Source organism: Afipia sp. GW823-FHT06G09 (genome assembly GCF_058794875.1).
The window spans coordinates 668882-690916 of the sequence record NZ_JBXAHF010000001.1 but is presented as its reverse complement, the minus strand read 5'-3'; the positions used below and the strand labels follow the sequence as shown (position 1 = coordinate 690916).

Here is a 22035-nt window from a genome sequence, read left to right as displayed (position 1 = left end):
GCGCGGCGGCCCGAAATAGTTCTTCTGCCGGTACTTCAATGGCTTGTCCGGTTGAAGGGCATTCATGGCGAAAATGGGTCCGAACGGTTCTTAACCCCTTATTAACCATACACGCGGCAAATTCTGCCTACCTGAGGCGCTGCGCTTCGGGTTGAGGGCTGGCCGATGGCGATCACCGATCTTCCGATGTTGTCCGCGCTTCGCACCAAGATGCAGTGGCATCAGGAGCGGCAACGGGTGCTTGCGGAGAATATTTCACATTCGGACACACCGAACTTCAAGCCGCGGGACCTCGTGGAACCCAAGTTCGATCGTGGCGGCGCGGGTCCGGTGACCGGCGCGATGCCGTCGCTGGCCATGGCGCGCACCAGCGCAGGGCACATCCAGGCGAGCGGGGTGAGCGAGAATTTCAGTTCCAGCAACCGCGGCGGCTATGCGACCCGGCCCGCAGGCAATGCGGTCAACCTCGAAGACGAGATGCTGAAGGTCTCCGCCAACCAGATGGACTATGCGGCGGCGACCTCGCTCTACACCCGCAGCCTCGGACTGCTGAAGACCGCCATCGGAAAGCGGTAACGCGCATGATCCCGCCTAGGAGAGCCAAAGCATGAGCGACGGCAACGATTTTCTCAGGTCGATGAGCATCGCGACGTCCGGTCTGCGCGCGCAGGCGGGCCGGATGCGGGTGATTTCGGAAAACATCGCCAACGCGGACTCGACGGCAAAGACCGCGGGCGGCGATCCCTATCGCCGCAAGGTGCCGACGTTCTCCTCCGAACTCGACCGCACGCTCGATTCGCGCGTGGTTACGCTGGGAAAGATCAAGCCGGACAATTCCGATTTCCGCGTCAAGCACGAGCCGGGCAATCCGGCGGCGGACGCCAACGGCAACGTCAAGTATCCCAACGTGAACTCGCTGGTCGAAATGACCGACATGCGCGAAGCGCAGCGGTCGTATGAGGCCAACCTCAACATCATCTCCGCCACGCGCCGCATGATCCAGCGCACCCTCGACATTCTCAAGGCCTGACAGGGAGAATTAACTCATGGCTTCGCCAACAGTCGCCGCCAATGCCTATGCCAGCCTTGCGAAAATCATGGATTCCGCCGGCGGCGCGGGCGCTCTCGGCAAGACCGGCGATTCGAACGGCCCTTCGTTCGGCGCGCTGCTCAAGGAAACGATGGGCAGCGTGATGGATGCGGGCCGCAAGTCCGACGCGCAGACCATCGCGATGGCGCAGGGCAAGGCCAACGTCATGGACGTGGTGACGGCCGTCGCTGAAACCGATGTCGCCGTGTCGACGCTGGTGTCGGTGCGCGACAAGGTCATTCAGGCCTACGAAGACATCATGCGGATGCCGATCTGATTTGGCTTTTTTGAAATGCCCACGGGCAGGGGATTGAAATGACAGGTGCTGAAGTTCTCGACGTCTCGCGCGATGCGATCTGGACCATCGTGAAGGTATCGTCGCCGCTCTTGATCGTCGGCCTCGTGGTCGGCGTTGCGATCTCGCTGGTGCAGGCGCTGACGCAGATCCAGGAACAGACGCTGGTGTTCGTGCCGAAGATTCTCGCGATCTTCGTCACACTTGTTCTGGCGCTGCCGTTCATGGCTGACGCGCTGCACAGCCAGATGCTGCGGATATCGTCGCGAATCATCGGCGGGTAGCGCATGATCCGGCGCCGGTTCAGGAGCGGAATGTTCACGGACGCGGCGTTCACGGGCAGGGCACGTCTTCCATGCGTATCGACATCTCGCTGCTTCCGGCGCTCGCCGCGGCCTTCATGCTGGTGTTCGCCCGCATCGGTGCCATGGTGATGCTGCTGCCCGGATTCGGCGAAGCCAATATTCCCGTCCGCGTCAGGCTCGCGATCGCCTTAGCGCTGACGCTCATTATTTTGCCGCTGCACCGCAACGCCTACACCGTCAGCATGACCTCCATCGCGCCACTGCTGGTGCTGATGGTTCATGAAATCATCATCGGCGTGGTGCTCGGCGCCACCGCGCGCGTCACACTGTCGGCGCTGGCGGTGGCCGGTTCGGTGATCGCCCAGCAGCTCGGCCTCGGCTTCGTGACCACGATCGATCCCACGCAGGGCCAGCAGGGCGCGCTGATCGGCAACTTCCTGACCATGCTCGGGCTGACGCTGCTGTTCGCGACCGACATGCATCATTTGGTGATCGCGGCGCTGAACGAAAGCTACAACGCATTCGCCCCGGGAGAATTAATGTCGAGCGGCGACGTCGCGGCGCTGGCGACCAAGGCCTTTGCGACGGCTTTCAAGATCGGCATCCAGTTGTCCGCGCCGTTCATCGTGTTCGGCCTGGTATTCAATCTCGGCCTCGGCGTGCTGGCGCGGCTGATGCCGCAGATGCAGGTGTTCTTTGTCGGCGTGCCGCTTTCGATTCTCGGCGGCTTCCTGATTCTTGCCCTCGTCATCGCCACCATGATGGGTGCTTACCTCGATTACTTCGGCGGCGTTCTCCACGAACTCGCGCCGCGGCGCTGAGGGCAGGAACTGAAGACAAGCCATGTCAGACGAGGACAAGGAATCAAAAACACAGGACCCGACGCAAAAACGTCTCGACGATGCGTTGGAGAAGGGCGACGTCGCCAAGAGCCAGGAGGTCAATACCTGGTTCGTGATCGCCGCATCCACGTTGCTGCTGTCTTCGTTCTCGGGCTCGATCAGCAAGGGCATCGAGGTGCCGATGCGCAATCTGATGATGAACGCGCATCAGATCCGCGTCGACGGTCCCGGTCTGCTGTCGCTGCTCAGCCAGATCGAGCTGATGCTGATCGGTGTTCTCGGCGTTCCGCTGCTGATGCTGCTGATCGCGGGCGTCGGCAGCAACCTGATCCAGCACCGGCTGGTCTTCTCGTCGGAGCCGCTCAGCCCGAAATTCAGCAAGATCTCGCCGATGGCGGGCTTCCAGCGGCTGTTCGGCAAGCAGGCAGGTGCGAACTTCCTGAAGGGCATCTTCAAGGTCGTCCTGCTCGGCGTCGTGATGTGCCTTGTGCTGTGGCCCGAGCGGCACCGTCTCGATGCCATGGTCCGGTTCGATCCGATGTCGATCCTGAACGTCACCAAAACCATCTCGGTTCAGTTGATGGGCACGGTGGTCGCGGCGCTCGCGCTGGTGGCCGCGCTCGACTACCTGTTCCAGTACCGCCAGTGGTTCGAGCGGCAGAAGATGTCGTTGGAGGAGATCAAGGAAGAATACAAGCAGTCGGAAGGCGATCCCCACATCAAGGGACGCATCCGGCAGCTTCGCCATGCGCGCGCGAAGAAGCGCATGATGGCGGCGGTGCCATCGGCTTCGGTGATTATCACCAACCCGACCCACTACGCGGTGGCGCTGAAGTACGATCGCGGCATGCCGGCGCCGGTCTGCGTCGCCAAGGGCGTCGATGCGCTGGCGCTGAAGATCAGGGAAATTGCTACCGCCAACGACATCCCCATTGTCGAGAACGTGCCGCTGGCCCGCGCATTGCACGCAACCGTCGATATCGACGACGAAATTCCGGTCGAGCACTATCACGCGGTCGCAGAGGTGATCGGCTACGTGATGAAGCTCAAGCGCAGGATTTCCGGCCTTGGCTGATCCCTGTTAACCTAGGGGAACCAAGTCTGGCGCGGGCACTTGCACAGACGTAATGTGCCTTGCGTTAGGATGCCCGATTCAGGCACTCAGAGGCCGGTCGACTGCGGATTATAATGACTTGCGCGTCCTTTGCGGACGCGCGAACAGGCTGAGATGACAACCGATACGGGCAACGAACTTCGTCCCTCTTTCGCCGCCGTGCATGAGCCGGCGCGGCGAAGCGGAAGCATCTTTCTTGTGCTGCTGGTGGCGGGTGCGATCATTGCCGCGGCCGTAGCCTTTATGACCCTGGGCCGCACCCAGGCCCAGCCTTACATCCTGGTGCTGCTGGCTTTGCTGGCCATGGTCGGGCTGTTCACGCTGTTCGCCTTTGCCGCCGGGATCGTGCGGTTCGCCGATCGCCTCGCGGAAGACCCGATCACGCGTCCGATCGCCGATCATGCGTTCGACGGGCTGGCGGTGACCGATCCGCGCGGTCATGTCGTCTACGCCAATACGGCCTATCTCGCGCTGACCGGCGCATCAGGCCCCAACGATGTGCGTCCTGTCGAGCGGGTCTTCATCGGCAATCCCGATGTCTCCGAGGCGGTATTCCGTCTGCTCAAGGCCGCGCGCGAGGGCAAGCGCCAGCAGGAGGAGGTCCGCGTCGCGGGCATCGACAGCACCCATGGCCGGTGGCTGCGGATGCGCGTTCGTCCGCTGGGCACCGACAAGCGGCAGGCAAAATTCGCAGTGTGGTCGGTGGCCGACATCACCCGCGATCGCGAGCGCCAGGAAGACGTCTTCCAGGAATTGCAGCACGCCATCGAGTATCTCGATCATGCGCCCTGCGGCTTCTTCTCCGTCAATGCCAGGGGCGAACTGGTCTATGTCAACGCGACGCTCGCCAACTGGCTGGATTACGATCTCGCGGAAATAGGGTCCGGCGGCCTGAAGGTTGCCGACATCATGTCCGGCGACGGCGCGTCGCTTCTGACCTCGATCACCCCGGAGCCGGGCGAGGTGAAGACCGAGGTGTTCGATCTCGACCTGCGGATGCGCAACGGCAAGACCATGCCGGTGCGGCTCTATCACAAGCTGGCGTTCGGCGCCGACGGCACGCCCGGCGCATCGCGGACACTGGTCATCAATCGCGCGCGCGACGATCATTCCGATCCGCAGCGCGCGGCGGAAGTGCGTTTCATGCGCTTCTTCGATCATACGCCGATGGCGATCGCCACCGTCGACAAGGCGGGCAACATCGTGCGCGCCAATGCGCGGTTCGCAAAGCTCACCCAGAGCCTGTCACCGGCCGGCACCGGCAGCAAATCGATCTTCGCGGTGGTGCACGAGCGCGAGCGCGGCGAACTGGTCACCGCGATCAACAAGGCCGCGGACGGGCAGGGCGACATTCCACCCGTCGAGGCGATGCTGGACAGCGCCAAGGAGCGCTGGGGCCAGTTCTTCGTCACCTCCGTCGAGCACGACGCGCGCGATGCGGAAGCCGCGATCGTCTACCTGCTCGATACCACCGAGAAGCGTACGCTGGAGAACAGCTTCGCGCAGTCGCAGAAGATGCAGGCGGTGGGCCAGCTCGCCGGCGGCATCGCCCACGACTTCAACAACGTGCTCTCCGCCATCATGATGGCGAACGACTTCCTGCTGAACGCGCACAAGCCGACCGATCCGTCGTTCCAGGACATCATGCAGATCAAGCAGAACGCCAACCGCGCGGCGGCGCTGGTGCGGCAGCTGCTGGCGTTCTCGCGCAAGCAGACGCTGCGCCCGCAGGTGCTCGACATCGGCGATGTACTCTCCGACATCAACGTGCTGCTGAAGCGCCTGCTCGGCGAGAAGGTGAAGCCGGAGTTCGTCTACGGCCGCGACCTGTGGCCGGTGAAGGCCGACCTGTCCCAGTTCGAACAGGTCATCGTCAATCTTGCGGTCAACGCGCGCGATGCGATGCCCGAAGGCGGCAAGCTGACCATTCGCACCGCCAACGTGTCCGCGAAAGACGCCGAGCGCGGCGAGTACAAGGGCATGCCGGCGGCGGATTATGTGCTGGTCGAGGTCACCGACACTGGCAGCGGCATTCCCGCCGACATTGTCGACAAGATCTTCGAGCCGTTCTTCTCGACCAAGGAAGTCGGCAAGGGGACCGGGCTCGGTCTCTCCACGGTCTATGGCATCGTCAAGCAGACCGGCGGCTTCATCTATGTCGACTCGGTTGAGGGACGCGGCACCGTGTTCCGGATTTTCCTGCCACGGCATTTCCCGGAAGTGGCCGCTGTCCAGGAAGCGCCAGCCGCCAGCAGCGCCGTCGCTCAGGCTCCGGCACCGGCCCGCGCGCCGGATCTGACCGGGCAGGGCACCATTCTGCTGGTGGAGGACGAGGATGGGCTGCGCTCGCTCAATGCGCGCGGCCTTCGTTCGCGCGGCTACACGGTGATCGAGGCCGAGAACGGTCTCGATGCGCTCGAAGCATTAGAGCGCGAAGAAGGCGCGGTCGATCTCGTGGTGTCCGACGTGGTGATGCCGGAAATGGACGGTCCGACCATGCTGAGCGAAATGCGCAAGCGGAACCCCGACCTGCGAATCATCTTCGTGTCAGGCTATGCTGAAGATGCCTTCGAGAAGAGCTTGCCGGAGGGCCAGCAGTTCAATTTCCTGCCCAAGCCCTTCACGTTGAGCCAGCTCGTGGCTTCGGTGAAGGAAACCATGACGGCTCCGTCGTAATCGGCATGACCCGGAGCTAGCCAGTTTTCGGATTAGATCATGCCAAACAAGGCTTTGGCTCCCGCGCGCCAGATGTGACCGCACGCCTCACCGCGACTGAGGGCCGCAGGCCCTATCGTACCTATCCGCTTCCCTTTCGCACGCCGCTGCCCATGTATGTGCCTGTCCCCTTTGCCGGGGATCAATGCCCCTTGAGGGCCGAGAGGGAACAGACATGATTTCGTCGCAGCGCTTGCGCTCAGTCATCAAAACACTTGCTGTGGTCATGGCGGTCGCCATGCCGCTGACAGTAACCATTTCATCGTCGGTGGATGCCCGCCCGAGCAGCGGCGGCAGCCGCGGTTCGCGCACGTTCTCCGCGCCGCCATCCACTCCGACTGCGCCGAATGCCGCGCAGCCGCTGAACCGCACCATAACCCAGCCCGGCGCGAAGGCACCGGCAGCGGCGCCCGCAGGCGGCGGCTTCTTCAACCGTCCCGGCATGGGCATGCTCGGCGGTCTTGCCGCGGGCTTCCTCGGCGCCGGCCTGCTCGGCATGCTGTTCGGCGGCGGATTGTTCAGCGGCCTCGGCGGCCTGTCGTCGATCATCGGTCTGATTCTCCAGATCGGCCTGATCTACCTCGTGGTCCGTCTTGCGATGTCGTGGTGGAAGCGCCGCAACGCGCCGGCCTACGCCCATGCATCGGCTGCGCCCGGTCAGGCTCCGCAGCAGGATCAGGGACCGATGGCCAACGCGCGATCCGGCTTCGGCTTCGGTCTGGGCGGCGGTTCGAACGACGCGCCGCTTGAGATCAAGCCGGACGACTACGATGCGTTCGAGCGTCTGCTCGGCGAAGTTCAGACCGCGTGGTCGAACGAGGACATCGGCAAGCTGCACACGCTGGCGACGCCGGAAATGGTCTCGTACTTTACCGAGGATCTCAACGCGAACAAGGAACGCGGCGTGATCAACAAGGTGTCCGACGTCAAGCTGCTGCAGGGCGACCTTGCGGAAGCCTGGCGCGAAGGCACCACCGACTACGCGACCGTCGCGCTTCGCTACAGCCTGATCGACAAGACCATCGAGCGTGCCACCGGCAAGATCGTCGAGGGCAGTGATGCGCCACAGGAGGTCACCGATGTCTGGACGTTCGTGCGGCGTCCGGGCAGCCAGTGGGAGTTGTCGGCCATTCAGATGACTTGATCCCGCAGGATCGGTTCAAGAACAGAAGGCGTCGCGCTTGCGCGGCGCCTTTTTCTTTGGCTGCCCCTGAATAAGTCGCGGCCTTGTGTGTTGATCTTGCGCGCCGGCCATCGCATCACCGCCGGATAGTTCAAGAAGACTTCACAGGAGGACGAATGCTCAAGTTTTACATGATTGCAGCGCCGCTTTTGCTCCTTGCCGCGCCGGTTCAGGCGCAGCAGGCGAACATGACGTTTTTCATCACCAGCACGCCGATCGGCAATGGCGGAAACCTCGGCGGCCTCGCCGGCGCCGACAACCAGTGCCAGACGTTGGCGCAGGCCGCGGGTGCCGGTGCTCCCAAGGTCTGGCGCGCGTATCTCTCCACCCAGGCTGCAGACGGCAAGCCCGCGATCAATGCACGTGATCGGATCGGGAAGGGGCCATGGACCAACGCCAAGGGTGAAGTGGTTGCCAAGGACGTGGCCGATCTGCACGGCCCCAATGCGCTGACCAAGCAGTCCGCTCTGAGTGAAAAGGGCGAAGTCATCAACGGCCGCGGCGATCAGCCGAATCGCCATGACGTTCTCACCGGATCGCAGCCCGACGGGACGGCCTTTGCGGCTGGTGACGACAAGACCTGCAAGAACTGGACGAGCAGCACGCAGGGCTCGGCTGTGGTCGGCCACTCGGATCGTCTCGGCTTGCGTGACGACGATGCTTCGAAGTCGTGGAATTCGTCGCACGGCTCGCGCGGGCCGGAGGGAGGGTGCTCGCAGGCAGATCTGCGGAGCACCGGCGGCGACGGTTTGCTGTATTGTTTCGCAACGAACTGATTGGGATTCGAGGCGTTATTCTCGATCCTTCGGCGCGGACCTCCGCGCCGAAAGCGTTTGTGAGGTCCCATGCGATATGAGCTCTATTATTGGCCGACCATTCAGGGCCGCGGCGAATATGTCCGGCTCGCGCTGGAAGACGCAGGCGCCGACTACATCGATGCCGCGCGGGGCAGAGGCGGCGACAGCAGGATGATGGCCATGATGAAGCGCGGGGCGACGCCGCCATTCGCACCGCCGTTTCTCAAAGCCGGAAAGCTTCTGATCGGGCAGACCGCGAACATTCTGCTTTATCTCGGCGCGCGTCACGGGCTTGCGCCGAAGGCCGAAGCGCAGCGCCTGTGGGTGCACCAGCTTCAACTGACGATTGCCGACTTCGTCGTTGAGATTCACGACACGCATCATCCGCTCGGGCCGACGCTTTATTACGAAGACCAGCGTCCTGTCGCCAAGCGGCGCACCCGCGAATTCTGGAGCGAGCGCGTGCCGAAGTTCCTCGGCTACTTCGAACGCCTGATCGACGTCGGTGGCGGGCCATATCTCAACGGCCGGCGGCTTAGTTACGCGGATCTCTCGCTGTTCCAGATTGTCGAGGGCCTGCGCTATGCGTTCCCGAACAGCATGAAGCGCTTTGAGCGCAAGGCGCCGCGCGTGATCGAACTGCGCGACCGGGTCGCGGCGCGGCCGAACATCAAGGCTTATCTCGCCAGCGATCGGCGCATTCCGTTCAATGAGGACGGCATCTTCCGTCACTACAAGGCGCTCGATGCGTAAAGCGCTGACGCGTTTATATCGCTCCTATATCGAAGGCAGTGCGGCCTTCTCGAATTCCTATGGGCTCGCGGTCATCTTCCGGTTGTCACGCCGCATCTGCGTCGCGACGATTTTCGGGAGGTGGCCATGGCCGCTCTGTTTACCGGCGACGACAAGCGCAGCTTCTACGCTGAGGACGATTACCGCGCGTATCTGATCAGCCGCAATCCGCCGCCGATCGTTCACCACTCCGCCGCGATCCACTGGAGGCGGCTGCGCGTCCATACGCGCCGTGCGGTGAATCTTGTCGACTTTGTTCTGCATCGGATGGTCGAAGCGCTGGCCAGATCCAAGACGCGCCGCATCCAGCGCGAGCTGCAATTGCGCGGTATACGTTATCCGCAGGAGACGCATGACGAGCAGTCATCGCCGCGCTGAAATAAGAACTCCCCGGTTGCCGGATTGCCACGTAGACTGAGCGTCTGTTTCGACGCCGGTCCCGGCGATTCATCACTCCGGAGTTTTCCCATGAAGATCACGCCATCCGGCTCCGTGCCGACCAAGCGCGCGCCCGCATCCTATTTCACCGGCACGGTCTGGCAGGACCCGGTGATCGAGACGCCTGCGCCCGGACGGCTCAATGCGACGCGCGTGACCTTCGAGCCCGGCGCGCGTACGGCCTGGCACACCCATCCGGTCGGTCAGACACTTTATGTGTTGTCGGGTACCGGCCGCGTGCAGACGGAAGGACAGCCGGTGCACGAAATCCGTCCCGGCGACGTGGTGTGGATTCCTCCGGGTGAGAAACACTGGCATGGCGCCGCGCCGGGAAACCTGATGACTCACCTCGCGATGCAGGAGTCCGAGAACGGCAGCTTCGCGACATGGCTCGAGCATGTGACTGACGAACAATATGCGGTGGAGCCCTCGAAGTAGGTCGCGTCATCGCGCTGTCATGCACGTATCGCAGCGACACTGCGTGAATAATTTCATCGCAGAACATGTCTGAACCACTGACGCATTGCGTTGCGCGACGCAGCGACGAATGCGCTTGACGATAGGTGTGCATACGACTTTAGTTTGCGCGGACTGGGAGGTGCGTATCATGCCTTATGAGTCCGGGGTTCTCATCAGCAAACATCCATGTGCTCAATGCGGCCAGCCGATTGCTTCGCCGCTCTGGACCGAGAGAGAACGCAATCGCGTTTCGTTTCTGTGGTCGTGCAGCGCGTGTGACTATCAGTTTGTCACCGTCGCGGTTCTGAAGTCTGAGATGAGAGAGGATCCGGTTCCGCGGCAGCCGCCAGTGGCTGAAGTCGTGACCCGCGACGAGCCGGCGATCGCAGCCTGACTGTCTTCAAGCGCCGATACACGATCCGCGCCAGCCCCGATTCGGGGCTTGGCACCTGCGAGCGTGCGCCGGCCGGTATCATGCAGCGGTCTGGATTGTATTTCCGGGTTCCATGACTGGAACGTCAGCGAAGCGCTGCGGGCAGGGGTTCCCGAATCAGCCATCTCGCCGCAATGCTGTCGCATTCACCCTGTCTGTTCCGGCTTCATTCACATCGCCAAGCAGGAGGATCGATGCGCATCATCACCCCCGCGATCTATGCGGCCCTGCTCGGGGGCGCGATCTACCTCGCCATCTCGCAGAATCCGCTGCCGAACGCGATCGCCTCGGTTCAGCCCGAAGGCAGCAAGATCAGCTACGCGGTGCCGACCGACAGCAAGTCGCCGCCAGTGATGCGCACCGGCAAGCGCGAGGTCTGCCGCCAGTCGGTGACCGCCAAGCATCTCTCCCGGCATCAGGCGCGTGACCACATGCAGCTCTGCGTGGCGCAGGCGCGCGTCGAATGCCTCAAGCAGGCCATCGACCAGAAGCTGCGCGGCGCAGCCCGCCGTGTTTATGTGAAGAGCTGCGTCGCGGCATAATCCGCCTTTAGCGGATCAGCATATCCTCAACGCGGACAGCGGCAGGTTCTGCTGCCTCCGGCTGTGCTTCATGCAGAGGCACTGCGGGAAGTTGCAGGACAGTGGCCCGCTGACCGGGATCGAGCTGGGTCAGCAGCACGAGCTGCCCGTCGGGGAATTCCAGCGCGTCATGGTGCCGGTTCGGGTTGTCGAGATCGACGGTCCGGAACCGTGCGACGGTGTGACGAACCTTCTTCCTGAAGAATGCTCCGTCGTAATCGACCTCCCGCTCGAAGGCGAGTTCGGTGCCGGGGCGAACGCAGACCGCAACATTCGGCTCACCTTCGCCGGTGAAGCCGCGGGTTACGGTCATGGGGAATTTCGTCGACACCAGTTTTTCGCCAAGCCTGGCGGGGCGGCTTGCGACGGCGTGTAAACTATAGTCACACATTGCGGCCACTCCTGTTGTTGATCGATCAACCGGGTGATGCGCGGTGTAACAAAAAGGTAATGCTCTCGGGGCGGCGTTGTTATGTGGGCGCGCCGTCACCTTTTCGTGAAACGGCGAAAGCCCCGCCGGTCAGCGCGAGATGTATGCCGGCGCGTGTTCGATCATCCGCGATGCACGTTTTTCGCGTGCCATGCGCTCGGCGAGCTCGACGATCTTCAGGCGTCCCTGCATGTTGGGAATGGCCTTGAACGCGGCGAGCAAACGCTGCGCTTCCTCGTCCGATGTCACCAGAATATCCCTGAGCATTGTCCGTCCCTGCGACTTCAAGCGTCTCTTGGTTAGTCCGCTTCTTAGTCGCGGGACGTTACCATCCGGTTCATGCGCCAATGTGACGAATTTACCGGGGTGCCGGTGTGGTTAAGCGGGCGTAAGCGCGGCGGGGGAACAATCGCGGTTCCTCTTGGCGTGTCCGCGCACGCTCTCTCGTCGGCCCCGCGATCTTTCTCCGGTCGTCCCCGCGAAGGCGGGGACCCATACTCCCTGGACCATCGTGTTGTTGGGAGCGGGACAACTCTTTCCTTCGTCATCATAACGCTTAGTGGTTATGGGTCCCCGCTTTCGCGGGGACGACATCGGTAGTGTTGCGCGATCGCGCGCACCATCTTCTCCGGATTCAGTTTTCAAACAGCTCGCACTTGCAGATGTGCGCCATCGCCCCTGTTGTTGTGACGGCGTCGCGCGCGGGGCTTGCCCCGTTCGCGCCAAAGACAACCCGCGCCACCAGCGGTCACGCGCCATCGCCCCTGTTGTTATGACGGCGCGGGGGCGCCCGAATTCCTCTCGTCGCTTCGCCCTGAATGAGGGCGCGCGGAACGCCGGATGCGCGAGCGCATCCGCAGCCCCGTGTGCAAAAGTGAAAAGCACACGAGCGTAGTCGCCACGGTCACGCCGGTTGCATCCGGCGTTCCGCACGCAATGGTTGGAACGGCTTGCTGCGTGAGGCACCCCCGGTGGCCGGTGCTGAGTACACCACCGTTGTGTGGACTGACGGACTCTTCCATCGCCCTCTGTACGAGGAGCGACGGCGTCGTCCTGCCCCTTGGCGCGAAGCCGATGCGCCGGGATGACACGCCTTGGGCCGTCCGCAAACGGTGTGGTCGTCATCTCCGTGCCGCGCGAGATCACCCTGCAAGCCGGGAAATTCCACACGCGTCACGGCCTTCGAACACCGCCGCGGCCACCGCATCCCGCCCCGCGTATCGTGACGATCGCGAAACGCCCCTCATGACGGGGCGGGATAAATAGGAATATAGTCCGATAACTTGGAATGTCAAGATTGGTTTGCCATCGATCACCGTCAATTTGACACAAGGAAGCTGGATCGGTCTCTGTAGCGCCCCAGTTTCCGGCGCCACGCCGGGCTTCGTGTCGCAGGCAGGCAATGGAGCACTATGCGAATTGTTTGACCGGAAAGCCGCTTCCACCGTTAAATTTTTGAGGTCGAGCCAATGACGATTGCGACAAGACACCTGATTGTGAAGATGGCGGCATCGGAAGTGAATGTTCCGATCAGTATATCCGCGCCGGAACGCGCCGACGTCGACTGGATTTGCCGGTTTGAAATCGGCTGGCCTGAGGGGACGGTCAAACGATACGCGGCAGGCATCGATTCCGTGCAGGCACTTCTTTTCGCGATGCAGATGATCGGCGCGGAAATTTACGCAAGCAAGTATCACGAGGCGAGGCAGCTCATCTGGTTGGAGCCGGGTCGGGGTTACGGCTTTCCCGTTCCGAACAGCATCCGCGATCTTCTTGTCGGCGACGACGCGATGTATGGGGGGTGAGGGAAGCTTTTCCGCCTGCTGCTCCTGCCTGACGCTGCGCGCCACCGCATCCCGCTCCGGGTATCGTGACGATCGTGAAACGCCCCTCATGACGGGGCGGGACATGCCGAACATAAGAGAGGTCTTGAGGGTGGGGATTTGTATCATGTTGATGAATGGAAATGAGTGCAGCGTTATTTTTCTGACGGTTCTTAGTCATTATGCGACTTATCGAAGCTCAGCGTAGGCACTTGTTGTATTGAGTTGTCGCGAATGCCAGGAAGCTGTGCTTCAACCCGAGTCTGATTGTGATAAACGACGAGATGATTAGGAGATGGCGGGCTCGGTGCAGGCAGCATTAGTCCTAAGCCTTTGTCCAGGACAAGTTGTTCCTCATCCTTCTTTGCTGCTTTCGGTGGTTCCAATTGAGGGGGAGGCCACTTAGATGGAGGAGGAAGCGTCTTTGAGGTTAGCTGTTTTTCGACTGCCTCCATTTCGGTTGGCGAAAGATCTTTTGCAATTGCGGCAAGTTCTCGGCTCGCTTGTGAAAGTTCTTTTTTAACGTCGTTGGGGCTAAGCGCCGATACAGAATTTTCTAACTTTTCTAGCCGTTTTGCTAAGCGATACAGCTTGCCGGTCGTCTTCGTTCGCCGTTCGAAGCGATAGACTTGTTCCTCATTAGCGCCAGCCTTTTTTGTAAAAGGCTCGCATACATCTGTTGCGTACTGCCGGGCGTCGTCGCAAAGCTCTGCTACGCTATCTTTAAAGCCCTTATAGTCGGCAACTGTACTATAGACAGCAAGAGTTGCGGCTAGTGTGCCGATTACAGTTACCCTGACCCGTAGCGACCCTTCCTCAAATTGAACATCAATTACAACGTTACCACCGTAAATGCGTTTTGCGATATCAGCAGCTAGTATGTCGGTGGATTTGCCAAGTCGCTGTAGTTTCTTGCGCGAGGCATGGTAGGGTTTTAGGTGGATGTATGCTTGGGCTAGTTGAGCCACAAACGAACTCCTAAATAATCTGAATACGATCTAATGAATGTTTAAATTAGATAGTGGTGCCGTGCATTAGAGTCGTTGCTCCCTCACACACCCTTTTCGCGCGACATCGTGATGCGCACGCCGGTCTTGGCGACGGTGCAGTGGACGTCGAGCTTGCGGTAGCGTGAATCGATATTGTAGCCGCGGATGATATTGGTGCGGCTGACGCAGCGCTTCGCGCCCTTGACCGCGTCGGGCTTGGGGATCGTGAACACCAGCGCCGCCGCCGTGCCGATGAAGTCGTAATAGGCTTCCGCGGGCTTCTTCTTGTCGGTGGAGGCGAACACGTCGTTGGTGCGGTTGCGGCTCGAGCAGCCGAGCGACGCCTGAGCCACGGCGGGATGTTCGAGATAGATCACGCCGGCGACCGTCTTGCCGATCTTGAGACCGGGAATCTGGTTGGTGAGATCCTTGGCAAGATCGTCGCAGCGGTCGGCGCGGGCAGGGGTGCTGCCGAGCGCAGCCATGGCCGCAATGAGCGCAGCCGCGAAGGCGGAATTTTTGAAAAATGAGATGCGTGCTGTCATGGTTTCCCCCGGTGCCATTGAAGCGTGCGGCATTGCTTTGCGCAAGGTGGGCACTTTTGTCCCTCCCCCTTGTGGGGAGGGTGGTTTGTTGCGCGGATGCGCGGCAAACCGGGTGGGGGTGTCATTCAGCGTCGAAGATTTCATGCGTAAAGATGTACCCCCACCCCGGCCTCGCTTCGCTTGGCCGAACCTCCCCACAGGGGGAGGGAGAAGATGCGTCGTTGTGAGAATTCAAAACCCGTGGATCATGACGCTGATCGCGAATCCGACGATCAGTACAACATTGAACAGCGTCGGGACCGCGACAAGGAAGGTCGCGCGGCCGAGGTGTTCGTTATGCGCCGCATAGGCGATGGCGCAGGCGGCGGCCAGCGGGAAGGCGATGATCTTCGCAATGGTTTCCACGGCGCCGAAGGCGCTCCTGAACTCGAGCCCGTGCGCGACGACGGAAGGCATGTCGCTCAGCCACGCCATGATGATGATGGTGCCGAGCGCGATGATGGCGTGCCGCGCGCGGCCCATGGCCGCGAACACGATCGCGGCGATGGCCAGCACCGGATGTGCGGCGAGGTGCGCTTTGACCAGACCGGCGCCGATGCCCGAGCCGATATGCGACATGTCGCCTAACAATGTCGGCGCGTCGGAGAGACCGAGCCCAGCCTCGATCAGGGCCAGAATAATGAGCACGGCGCGCAGCCCGAGCATTTGCGGGGCAGGCATGGATGTGGGCTCGGGCGCGGCAGGATCGGCAATCACCGGCGTAGCGGGGGTCATGTCTGAAAGTCCTGATCGAAATCCATTCTGAAAGGCCGGAACTTAGCGCGTCCGCGCGCGGCGCACAGCCGCCCTGCAAGCGACGGGTCAGCTTTGGGCCATCTTCCTTTTGTCGGAAAAGCGATTAGAACGGTTCAAACTTCAGACGAGGCGCGAGCCGGGCCCTTGAAAGTCCAGCGCTTTTCGCCTTTCCAACCCGCGAGACCCGTTATGAACGCTCCGACCGCCATCCCGTCGCCCAAGGCCGTTCCGCCCTACAAGCACACCCCGCTGTTTCCGCTGGGCGCGGACAAGACGCCGTATCGCAAGATCACGACCGAGGGCGTCCGGGTCGAAACCGTGATGGGCAAGGAGATGCTGGTGGTGTCGCGCGAGGCGCTGCGTGCGCTCTCCGAAGCGGCGTTCGGCGACATCAACCACTACCTGCGGCCGGGCCATCTGGCGCAGCTTCGCAAGATCCTCGACGATCCCGAGGCGAGCGACAACGACAAGTTCGTCGCGTTCGACTTTTTGAAGAATGCCAACATCGCCGCCGGCGGCATCCTGCCGATGTGCCAGGACACCGGCACCGCGATCATCATGGGCAAGAAGGGTGCGCGGGTCATCACCGAGGGGGATGACGAAGCAGCCCTGAGCGAAGGCGCGCGCGATGCGTATCTGCGCCGCAACCTGCGCTATTCGCAGGTGGCGCCTTTGTCGATGTTCGAGGAGAAGAACACCGCCAACAACATGCCAGCGCAGACCGAGATCTATGCCGAGGGCGATGACGCCTACAAGTTCATGTTCATGGCCAAGGGCGGCGGTTCTGCCAACAAGAGCTTCCTGTTTCAGGGGACGCCATCGCTGCTGACCAAGGATCGCCTGCACGCCTTCCTGAAGGAGAAGGTGCTGACGCTCGGCACCGCCGCGTGTCCGCCGTATCACCTCGCCATCGTCATCGGCGGCACCTCCGCTGAACTCTGCATGAAGACGGTGAAACTTGCGTCGGCGCGCTATCTCGATGAACTGCCGACGCAGGGCTCGCCGGACGGCAACGCGTTCCGCGATCTGGAGATGGAGCAGGAAATTTTGAAGATGACGCAGTCGCTCGGCGTCGGCGCGCAGTTCGGCGGCAAGTATTTCTGCCACGACGTGCGCGTGATCCGGCTGCCGCGTCACGGTGCGTCGCTTCCCATTGGCCTCGGGGTGTCCTGCTCGGCCGACCGTCAGGTGCTCGGCAAGATCACCAAGGACGGCGTGTATCTCGAAGAGCTGGAGCACAATCCGGCGAAATATCTGCCCGAGGTCGAGGCGAAGCTCGGCGGCGAGGTGGTGCAGATCGACCTCAACAAGCCGATGAAGGACATCCTCGCCACACTGACGCAGTATCCGACCAAGACGCGGCTGTCGCTCACCGGCACCATGATCGTGGCGCGTGACTCCGCTCATGCGAAATTGCGTGAACGCCTTGAGAAGGGCGAGCCGCTGCCGGACTACTTCAAGAACCATCCGATCTATTACGCAGGTCCCGCGAAGACTCCGGAAGGCTATGCTTCGGGTTCGTTCGGTCCGACCACGGCGGGACGCATGGATTCGTTCGTCGACCAGTTCCAGGCGGTAGGCGGCTCGATGGTGATGCTGGCGAAGGGCAACCGCTCGGCGCAGGTGCGCGACGCCTGCAAGAAGTACGGCGGGTTCTATCTCGGCTCGATCGGCGGCTCGGCGGCGAACCTCGCCGAGCACTGCATCAAGAAGGTCGAGGTGGTGGAATATCCCGAACTCGGCATGGAAGCGATCTGGCGCATCGAGGTCGAGAACTTCCCGGCGTTCATCATCATGGACGACAAGGGCAACGACTTCTTCAAGGAATTGAATCTGGGGTAGCCTTTGATGCTGACGCTGTTCGGGCCCGGACCGGCGTCAGCTTCAAATTTAGGGAGCCGATTTGACCGTCGTGGAATGCGATACGCCGTTGTTGAGCATGCTGGATCGCAGTGTGATCGAGGCTGCGTATTTTCGGGACTCGTATAGGGCTCCCTTGAGCCGTCCGCAGGCGAGCGTGACCGATATCTTCATCGCCATCTTCGCCCACCATCCGGTGTGGATGAAGGCTATCCTGATCGTGCGAAACCGGATTGTCCGCTTGTTCGGTCTCGATGCGGCATCGGACTCCGAAATTCTCAACTTCACGTCCAAGAACAGCTTCAGCGTCGGCGACAAGATCGGTGTCTGGCCGATCTATATTCTGACGGAGAACGAACTCGTTGCCGGCCGCGATAACAAGCATCTGGACTTCAGGCTCTCGGTGCTGAAGGTCATGGATGCCGAAACGGCGAGCGTCATCGTGACGACGATCTGCACCGTGCATAATCTGTTCGGAAAGCTCTACCTGTTCTTCATCGTGCCGTTTCACAAATGGGGCGTGAAGCGGATCATTTCAAACGCGGTCGCCGCAGGACGATTGTAACGCTCGTCGTTAGGGCGTGGGACGGATCGATACAATGCATCGCTCAAGCCTGTTTGCTGCAATCGTCATGATGCTGATGTGCGGCGTGACTTCCGCCCTGGCGGATTGCCGCGAGGATCATGCGGCCGCCGATCAGAACGTCCGCAGGGCGCGTGCCGGTATCGAAAAGCTCACGGACAGCACCGACGCTGCGATGTGCGCGGCTTATCGCCGGTACATCGCGGCGCTGACCGCGCAGCGCGGCGTCATCGAACGCTGCGACGCCGGTCCCAACCGCGCGCAGAATGTCGGCGCGATCGATACTGCGATTGCGGATTATAACAAGCGCGTCGAGGGAGTCTGCAAACGGTGACGCGTGCCGTCGCAGGTTACTTCCCCGGTGCGATGCCCTTGAACGACAGCCGCAACGCCGCAGCGACACGCGGATCGTTTTTCTTCCACATGCCGTCGCTGATCAGCGACGCCACGCCGTGCGCGACCGCCCATGCCAGCGCCAGCGCATCCGTATCGACCGGCTTGCCCGGATCGGTCTGAACGCCGGCGACCGCGACGCGCAGTTGCTCGAATGAATCCGGAATGCCGTCGACTTCAGCGTGGCTGTTCGAGCCGAAGCGGCTGAACGCGAGGCGAAACAGCCGCGGCTCCGCGGAGGCGAAGTCGATATAGGCCATCGCCGCGGCGCTCAGGCGCTCCTTGCCCTTCAGTCCTTCTGTCGCCTTTTGCGTCCGTTTCGCCAGCAGCAGCAGCGCCTCGGCGGCGACGGCGGCCAGCAATTCATCCTTGTCCGCAAAGTGCTTGTAGGCGGCGCCCGAGGTGACGCCGGCGTCGCGGGCGGCTTCGCGCAGGCTGAAGCTTTCCGTGCCGCCACGGCGGACACGCTCCAGCGCCAGCGCCACCAGCGCGCTGCGCAGGTCGCCGTGGTGATAGGCCTCTTTTTTTACAGGCTTCATGTAACTGGTGTTTACATTGCTCCGGGTGCGCCGTAAAGTATGCACTGCTTACTTAAAACCAGAAGCATCAGGGAGGACAAACAATGAGCCAGGTGAAAGCAGGGGCCGATACGCCGTTCTGGGAGCGGGGCAATCTCGCCCCGGTTCAGGAGGAGGTGACCGCGTTCGATCTGCCGGTGGAAGGCGCGATTCCGCCCGAACTGAACGGGCTTTATGCGCGCAACGGGGCCAATCCGCGCGAGGGTCATTCCGGCCACTGGTTCATGGGCGACGGCATGCTGCACGGCGTCTCGCTGAACAACGGCAAGGCGGAGTGGTACCGCAACCGCTGGGTCCGCACCCCGCGCTTCAACGGCGCGCCGCGCCGGCCGGGTGTTCCCGATATCCGTGCATCCACTGCCAACACCAACGTCATCGCGCATGCCGGAAAGATCATGGCGCTGGTCGAGAACGCGCTGCCGATGATGATGACCCGCGATCTCGATACGGTCGGCTTCCATGACTATGGCGGCAAGCTCGACACGGCGTTCACGGCGCATCCGAAAATCTGCCCGGCCACGGGCGAACTGCATTTCTTCGGTTACGGCTTCGTGCCGCCGTTCCTGACCTATCATGCGGTGGACGCGAGCGGCGCGCTGATGGGCAGCATTCCGATCCCGACCAAGGCGCCGACCATGATGCATGACTTCGCGATGACGTCGGAGCACGTGATCTTCATGGATCTGCCGGTGGTGTTCGACATGCCGGCCGCGCAGCGCGGCACCATGCCGTTCGCGTGGAACGACAGCTATGGCGCGCGGCTCGGAATCCTCAAGCGCGGCGCGGGCATCGAATCCCTGCGCTGGGTGGAAGTCGAGCCGGGCTATGTCTTCCACGTCGCCAATGCCTTCGAGGAAGCGGACGGCACCATCGTGATCGATGTGGCCTGGTACAGCGAACTCTGGCGCGGCGGGCCTTCGGCAACGAGCTTCGACAAGGCAATCCTGAAACGCTGGCGGATTCCGCCCGGTGCCACCAAGGCCCAGGAGCAGGAGCTCGATGACCGCGCCATTGAATTCCCGCGCGTCAATGAGAGCCTGACCGGTTCGCATCACAACATCGTCTATTCGGTCGATACCGGAACGGATCTCGCATCGACGCGATACAGCAGCGTGCGCAAATACGATCTGAAGTCGGGCAAGAGCACGGTCCACGATTTCAGGACCGGCCTGCCGGGCGAATTTGTGCACGTCGCGCCCGAAGGCAGCAGCGGTGAAGACGACGGCTGGCTGATGGGATTTGTCTACGACCGCGCGCGCGATGCCAGCGATTTCATCATTCTCGATGCGCAGAACATCGAGTCGAAGCCGGTGGCGCGGATTCAGTTGCCGGCGCGGGTGCCGCAGGGCTTCCACGGCAACTGGATGCCGGGGGTGTAATGGATTTTGCCGCGTTGGTGAGGCTGTAATCTCCGCTCATTCCCGCGCAAGCGGGAATCCAGTTCTTCAAGCCAGGACTGGGTCCCCGCTTTCGCGGGGACGAGCGGTTGAAGATGCGCGGAGCAAGAAGTTGTCATGGCCGGGCATAGCCCGTTCGAAGAACGGCGTCGCTTTCGCTCGCCTATGACCCGGCCATCCACGCCTCAAACATATTGTGGGCGAAAGAACAAAGACGTGGATCACCGGGACAAGCCCGGTGATGACGACTGTGCGTGCAGAAAAATTTGCGCCGACAGGCGGAGCTCACTAGCTGTTTTCGTCGCTACAGCCCCTCACCCCAACCCTCTCCCCGTAAACGGGGAGAGGGAGAAGTTCTTACGCCCGCGTTCCCTTGAACGGGAATGAACCCATCGGGCCGATGCTGACATCGCCGGAGATGGCGTCGCCGTCGACCTTGCCGGTGAAAGCCAGCGTCAGCGGCATCGGATTGGTGATCGAGGCCTTCCATGCCACGTCGTTTCCATTGACCGTTCCGTCAACGATATCGGCTTCGTTGCCATCCGCCGCCTGCTTGCCGGTCAGCGCGCCGCCATCGGATTTCAGCGTCAGCGTCGCATCGCGATCGCCAAGCGGCGTGCTCAGGGTGATATTCCAGTTTCCGTCAACTGCCATGTGTTTCCCTCTCTCCGCGTCCCGCAAGCCTGAATTGGTCTGAAGCAGGACGCGCCAGCGCCGATATAGCGTATTTTGCACTGCCGGCGCCAATTTTGTCAGGTGCGATTTGTCACGCGGCGGACATATCCGCGCCGGAACCCCCATGCGCGAAGACCGTTTGTCCCGGCGCTGGTGTGGTGGCTCGCATGTCCGCTCCATCTGCAGCACGCTTTTGCGGACTTGCGAGCCAAACCACACCAGATTCATAACCAGGGTCCTTTTGAATCCGAAGTTCGCTATGGCGCCCGCCGCAAACGTGAAGCGAACTTCGGTTTCAGGACACCAGAGGAGCCGGGCCATGGGAGAGCTAAAGCGGGAAGTGCCCTCGCATGCGGTTCACCTTTGCATCGATATGCAGCGGATATTTTCCAGCGACGGTCCCTGGCCGACGCCCTGGATGGAGCGGGTGCTTCCCAATGCGCTCGCCCTGACGGGGCATGCGCCGGTGCGGACCATTTTCACGCGCTTCATCACGCCGCATCGCGCGTGCGATATGCCGGGCACCTGGGCGCGCTACTACGAGAAGTGGCCGGAAACGACACGCGAGAGGCTCGATCCGCGCCTGCTGGAGTTGATGCCTGAATTGCAGAGGTTCGTGCCGCCGGCCGTTGTGTTCGACAAACTGGTTTATTCGGCATTCGCCAATGGCCGGCTGCACGCAGAGCTGCGTGCGCGGCAATGCGACACTCTGATTGTCAGCGGATCGGAGACCGATGTCTGCGTGTTGTCGTCGGTGCTCGGCGCCGTCGATCATGGCTATCGCGTGATCCTGGCCGCTGACGCCGTTTGCAGTTCATCGGACGAGAGCCACGATGCGCTGACCGATCTTTATCGCCGGCGTTTCGACGTGCAGATCGAGATTGCAGATACGGAGCAGATCATCGAAAAATGGGGAAGATAAC

The 22035-nt window shown here is 61.8% G+C and carries 26 protein-coding genes; 19 read left to right on the top strand and 7 right to left on the bottom strand.

Annotated features, from left to right (window positions below):
* Nucleotides 1-165 precede the first annotated feature (165 nt).
* The 13 genes from flgB to AC1Q67_RS03490 all read left to right on the top strand — a co-directional run bounded on the left by flgB (nt 166) and on the right by AC1Q67_RS03490 (nt 11005).
* Nucleotides 166-576, top strand: coding sequence for a flagellar basal body rod protein FlgB (gene flgB / locus AC1Q67_RS03550; RefSeq protein ID WP_024577048.1), 411 nt, complete (start codon nt 166-168; stop codon nt 574-576).
* Between the two features lie 31 nt (nt 577-607).
* On the top strand, nt 608-1030 hold the full coding sequence (flgC, locus tag AC1Q67_RS03545; RefSeq protein ID WP_024577049.1) for a flagellar basal body rod protein FlgC: 423 nt from the start codon (nt 608-610) through the stop codon (nt 1028-1030).
* A gap of 16 nt (nt 1031-1046) precedes the next feature.
* The gene (gene fliE, locus AC1Q67_RS03540) at nt 1047-1367 is read left to right on the top strand and encodes a flagellar hook-basal body complex protein FliE (protein WP_024577050.1); all 321 of its coding nucleotides are present in this window, start codon (nt 1047-1049) and stop codon (nt 1365-1367) included.
* A 38-nt stretch (nt 1368-1405) separates the two neighbouring features.
* Entirely contained in the window at nt 1406-1669 is a 264-nt protein-coding gene (gene fliQ, locus AC1Q67_RS03535) for a flagellar biosynthesis protein FliQ (RefSeq protein ID WP_024577051.1), read from the top strand.
* A gap of 71 nt (nt 1670-1740) precedes the next feature.
* Nucleotides 1741-2511 carry a flagellar biosynthetic protein FliR gene (fliR, locus tag AC1Q67_RS03530; protein ID WP_024577052.1) on the top strand — a complete coding sequence of 257 codons (771 nt, stop codon included), beginning with the start codon at nt 1741-1743 and terminating at the stop codon, nt 2509-2511.
* Between the two features lie 22 nt (nt 2512-2533).
* Nucleotides 2534-3607, top strand: a complete 1074-nt coding sequence (gene flhB / locus AC1Q67_RS03525; protein WP_024577053.1) for a flagellar biosynthesis protein FlhB — start codon at nt 2534-2536, stop codon at nt 3605-3607.
* A 153-nt stretch (nt 3608-3760) separates the two neighbouring features.
* Nucleotides 3761-6322 carry a cell cycle histidine kinase CckA gene (cckA, locus tag AC1Q67_RS03520; RefSeq protein ID WP_492235191.1) on the top strand — a complete coding sequence of 854 codons (2562 nt, stop codon included), beginning with the start codon at nt 3761-3763 and terminating at the stop codon, nt 6320-6322.
* A gap of 214 nt (nt 6323-6536) precedes the next feature.
* Nucleotides 6537-7505, top strand: a complete 969-nt coding sequence (locus AC1Q67_RS03515; protein ID WP_492235192.1) for a Tim44 domain-containing protein — start codon at nt 6537-6539, stop codon at nt 7503-7505.
* A gap of 155 nt (nt 7506-7660) precedes the next feature.
* A complete protein-coding gene (locus AC1Q67_RS03510) occupies nt 7661-8320 on the top strand; it encodes a lectin (RefSeq protein WP_492235193.1) in 660 nt (219 codons plus the stop codon).
* 69 nt (nt 8321-8389) lie between these two features.
* Nucleotides 8390-9094 (top strand): glutathione S-transferase, encoded by a 705-nt coding sequence (locus tag AC1Q67_RS03505; protein WP_492235194.1) that lies wholly within the window; start codon nt 8390-8392, stop codon nt 9092-9094.
* Between the two features lie 126 nt (nt 9095-9220).
* Nucleotides 9221-9511: a hypothetical protein gene (locus tag AC1Q67_RS03500; protein WP_024577058.1), complete on the top strand. Its 291-nt coding sequence runs from the start codon at nt 9221-9223 to the stop codon at nt 9509-9511.
* A gap of 90 nt (nt 9512-9601) precedes the next feature.
* The gene (locus AC1Q67_RS03495) at nt 9602-10009 is read left to right on the top strand and encodes a (R)-mandelonitrile lyase (protein WP_024577059.1); all 408 of its coding nucleotides are present in this window, start codon (nt 9602-9604) and stop codon (nt 10007-10009) included.
* Between the two features lie 648 nt (nt 10010-10657).
* A complete protein-coding gene (locus AC1Q67_RS03490) occupies nt 10658-11005 on the top strand; it encodes a hypothetical protein (RefSeq protein WP_492235195.1) in 348 nt (115 codons plus the stop codon).
* A gap of 7 nt (nt 11006-11012) precedes the next feature.
* On the opposite strand, the gene AC1Q67_RS03485 is transcribed toward AC1Q67_RS03490, so the two are convergent.
* Together AC1Q67_RS03485 and AC1Q67_RS03480 are read right to left on the bottom strand one after the other, a co-directional pair.
* Nucleotides 11013-11435 carry a hypothetical protein gene (locus AC1Q67_RS03485; RefSeq protein ID WP_024577062.1) on the bottom strand — a complete coding sequence of 141 codons (423 nt, stop codon included), beginning with the start codon at nt 11433-11435 and terminating at the stop codon, nt 11013-11015.
* A 129-nt stretch (nt 11436-11564) separates the two neighbouring features.
* Complete coding sequence (locus tag AC1Q67_RS03480) at nt 11565-11741, bottom strand: hypothetical protein (protein WP_192817777.1); 177 nt, start codon at nt 11739-11741, stop codon at nt 11565-11567.
* A 1202-nt stretch (nt 11742-12943) separates the two neighbouring features.
* Between AC1Q67_RS03480 and AC1Q67_RS03475 the strand changes: the two genes are divergently transcribed.
* Nucleotides 12944-13279, top strand: a complete 336-nt coding sequence (locus AC1Q67_RS03475) for a DUF6968 family protein (protein WP_492235196.1) — start codon at nt 12944-12946, stop codon at nt 13277-13279.
* A 191-nt stretch (nt 13280-13470) separates the two neighbouring features.
* Here the strand turns inward: AC1Q67_RS03475 and AC1Q67_RS03470 are convergent, their stop codons facing one another.
* The 3 genes from AC1Q67_RS03470 to AC1Q67_RS03460 form a co-directional block, all read right to left on the bottom strand.
* Nucleotides 13471-14265, bottom strand: coding sequence for a hypothetical protein (locus tag AC1Q67_RS03470; protein WP_492235197.1), 795 nt, complete (start codon nt 14263-14265; stop codon nt 13471-13473).
* A gap of 83 nt (nt 14266-14348) precedes the next feature.
* Nucleotides 14349-14831, bottom strand: a complete 483-nt coding sequence (locus tag AC1Q67_RS03465) for a hypothetical protein (protein WP_492235198.1) — start codon at nt 14829-14831, stop codon at nt 14349-14351.
* Nucleotides 14832-15062: 231 nt separating this feature from the next.
* Nucleotides 15063-15605 carry a hypothetical protein gene (locus AC1Q67_RS03460; RefSeq protein ID WP_492235199.1) on the bottom strand — a complete coding sequence of 181 codons (543 nt, stop codon included), beginning with the start codon at nt 15603-15605 and terminating at the stop codon, nt 15063-15065.
* Nucleotides 15606-15815: 210 nt separating this feature from the next.
* Here AC1Q67_RS03460 and AC1Q67_RS03455 point away from each other — a divergent pair, with 210 nt between their 5' ends.
* From AC1Q67_RS03455 to AC1Q67_RS03445, 3 genes are all read left to right on the top strand, one after another.
* The gene (locus AC1Q67_RS03455) at nt 15816-17468 is read left to right on the top strand and encodes a fumarate hydratase (protein WP_492235200.1); all 1653 of its coding nucleotides are present in this window, start codon (nt 15816-15818) and stop codon (nt 17466-17468) included.
* A 70-nt stretch (nt 17469-17538) separates the two neighbouring features.
* On the top strand, nt 17539-18051 hold the full coding sequence (locus tag AC1Q67_RS03450) for a DUF2867 domain-containing protein (protein ID WP_492235709.1): 513 nt from the start codon (nt 17539-17541) through the stop codon (nt 18049-18051).
* Nucleotides 18052-18085: 34 nt separating this feature from the next.
* A complete protein-coding gene (locus tag AC1Q67_RS03445) occupies nt 18086-18403 on the top strand; it encodes a hypothetical protein (RefSeq protein WP_492235201.1) in 318 nt (105 codons plus the stop codon).
* A 16-nt stretch (nt 18404-18419) separates the two neighbouring features.
* Here AC1Q67_RS03445 and AC1Q67_RS03440 read toward each other — a convergent pair whose 3' ends face one another.
* The gene (locus AC1Q67_RS03440; RefSeq protein ID WP_492235202.1) at nt 18420-19001 is read right to left on the bottom strand and encodes a TetR/AcrR family transcriptional regulator; all 582 of its coding nucleotides are present in this window, start codon (nt 18999-19001) and stop codon (nt 18420-18422) included.
* A gap of 83 nt (nt 19002-19084) precedes the next feature.
* On the opposite strand from AC1Q67_RS03440, the gene AC1Q67_RS03435 reads away from it, so the two are divergent.
* Complete coding sequence (locus AC1Q67_RS03435; protein ID WP_492235203.1) at nt 19085-20419, top strand: carotenoid oxygenase family protein; 1335 nt, start codon at nt 19085-19087, stop codon at nt 20417-20419.
* A gap of 375 nt (nt 20420-20794) precedes the next feature.
* On the opposite strand, the gene AC1Q67_RS03430 is transcribed toward AC1Q67_RS03435, so the two are convergent.
* Nucleotides 20795-21091, bottom strand: coding sequence for a hypothetical protein (locus AC1Q67_RS03430; protein ID WP_492235204.1), 297 nt, complete (start codon nt 21089-21091; stop codon nt 20795-20797).
* Between the two features lie 340 nt (nt 21092-21431).
* Between AC1Q67_RS03430 and AC1Q67_RS03425 the strand changes: the two genes are divergently transcribed.
* The gene (locus tag AC1Q67_RS03425) at nt 21432-22034 is read left to right on the top strand and encodes a cysteine hydrolase family protein (RefSeq protein WP_024577072.1); all 603 of its coding nucleotides are present in this window, start codon (nt 21432-21434) and stop codon (nt 22032-22034) included.
* Nucleotide 22035 lies beyond the last annotated feature (1 nt).

Bases quoted from the DNA above. Each gene is read 5' to 3' on its own strand.
- AC1Q67_RS03445 (WP_492235201.1), top strand. From the start codon at position 18,086: ATGCATCGCTCAAGCCTGTTTGCTGCAATCGTCATGATGCTGATGTGC.
- cckA (WP_492235191.1), top strand. From the start codon at position 3,761: ATGACAACCGATACGGGCAACGAACTTCGTCCCTCTTTCGCCGCCGTG.
- AC1Q67_RS03490 (WP_492235195.1), top strand. From the start codon at position 10,658: ATGCGCATCATCACCCCCGCGATCTATGCGGCCCTGCTCGGGGGCGCG.
- fliR (WP_024577052.1), top strand. From the start codon at position 1,741: ATGCGTATCGACATCTCGCTGCTTCCGGCGCTCGCCGCGGCCTTCATG.
- flgC (WP_024577049.1), top strand. From the start codon at position 608: ATGAGCGACGGCAACGATTTTCTCAGGTCGATGAGCATCGCGACGTCC.
- flhB (WP_024577053.1), top strand. From the start codon at position 2,534: ATGTCAGACGAGGACAAGGAATCAAAAACACAGGACCCGACGCAAAAA.
- AC1Q67_RS03505 (WP_492235194.1), top strand. From the start codon at position 8,390: ATGCGATATGAGCTCTATTATTGGCCGACCATTCAGGGCCGCGGCGAA.
- AC1Q67_RS03425 (WP_024577072.1), top strand. From the start codon at position 21,432: ATGGGAGAGCTAAAGCGGGAAGTGCCCTCGCATGCGGTTCACCTTTGC.
- AC1Q67_RS03460 (WP_492235199.1), bottom strand. From the start codon at position 15,605: ATGACCCCCGCTACGCCGGTGATTGCCGATCCTGCCGCGCCCGAGCCC.
- fliQ (WP_024577051.1), top strand. From the start codon at position 1,406: ATGACAGGTGCTGAAGTTCTCGACGTCTCGCGCGATGCGATCTGGACC.
- AC1Q67_RS03480 (WP_192817777.1), bottom strand. From the start codon at position 11,741: ATGCTCAGGGATATTCTGGTGACATCGGACGAGGAAGCGCAGCGTTTG.
- AC1Q67_RS03500 (WP_024577058.1), top strand. From the start codon at position 9,221: ATGGCCGCTCTGTTTACCGGCGACGACAAGCGCAGCTTCTACGCTGAG.
- fliE (WP_024577050.1), top strand. From the start codon at position 1,047: ATGGCTTCGCCAACAGTCGCCGCCAATGCCTATGCCAGCCTTGCGAAA.
- AC1Q67_RS03435 (WP_492235203.1), top strand. From the start codon at position 19,085: ATGAGCCAGGTGAAAGCAGGGGCCGATACGCCGTTCTGGGAGCGGGGC.
- AC1Q67_RS03485 (WP_024577062.1), bottom strand. From the start codon at position 11,435: ATGTGTGACTATAGTTTACACGCCGTCGCAAGCCGCCCCGCCAGGCTT.
- AC1Q67_RS03510 (WP_492235193.1), top strand. From the start codon at position 7,661: ATGCTCAAGTTTTACATGATTGCAGCGCCGCTTTTGCTCCTTGCCGCG.
- AC1Q67_RS03465 (WP_492235198.1), bottom strand. From the start codon at position 14,831: ATGACAGCACGCATCTCATTTTTCAAAAATTCCGCCTTCGCGGCTGCG.
- AC1Q67_RS03495 (WP_024577059.1), top strand. From the start codon at position 9,602: ATGAAGATCACGCCATCCGGCTCCGTGCCGACCAAGCGCGCGCCCGCA.
- flgB (WP_024577048.1), top strand. From the start codon at position 166: ATGGCGATCACCGATCTTCCGATGTTGTCCGCGCTTCGCACCAAGATG.
- AC1Q67_RS03475 (WP_492235196.1), top strand. From the start codon at position 12,944: ATGACGATTGCGACAAGACACCTGATTGTGAAGATGGCGGCATCGGAA.
- AC1Q67_RS03455 (WP_492235200.1), top strand. From the start codon at position 15,816: ATGAACGCTCCGACCGCCATCCCGTCGCCCAAGGCCGTTCCGCCCTAC.
- AC1Q67_RS03430 (WP_492235204.1), bottom strand. From the start codon at position 21,091: ATGGCAGTTGACGGAAACTGGAATATCACCCTGAGCACGCCGCTTGGC.
- AC1Q67_RS03440 (WP_492235202.1), bottom strand. From the start codon at position 19,001: ATGAAGCCTGTAAAAAAAGAGGCCTATCACCACGGCGACCTGCGCAGC.
- AC1Q67_RS03515 (WP_492235192.1), top strand. From the start codon at position 6,537: ATGATTTCGTCGCAGCGCTTGCGCTCAGTCATCAAAACACTTGCTGTG.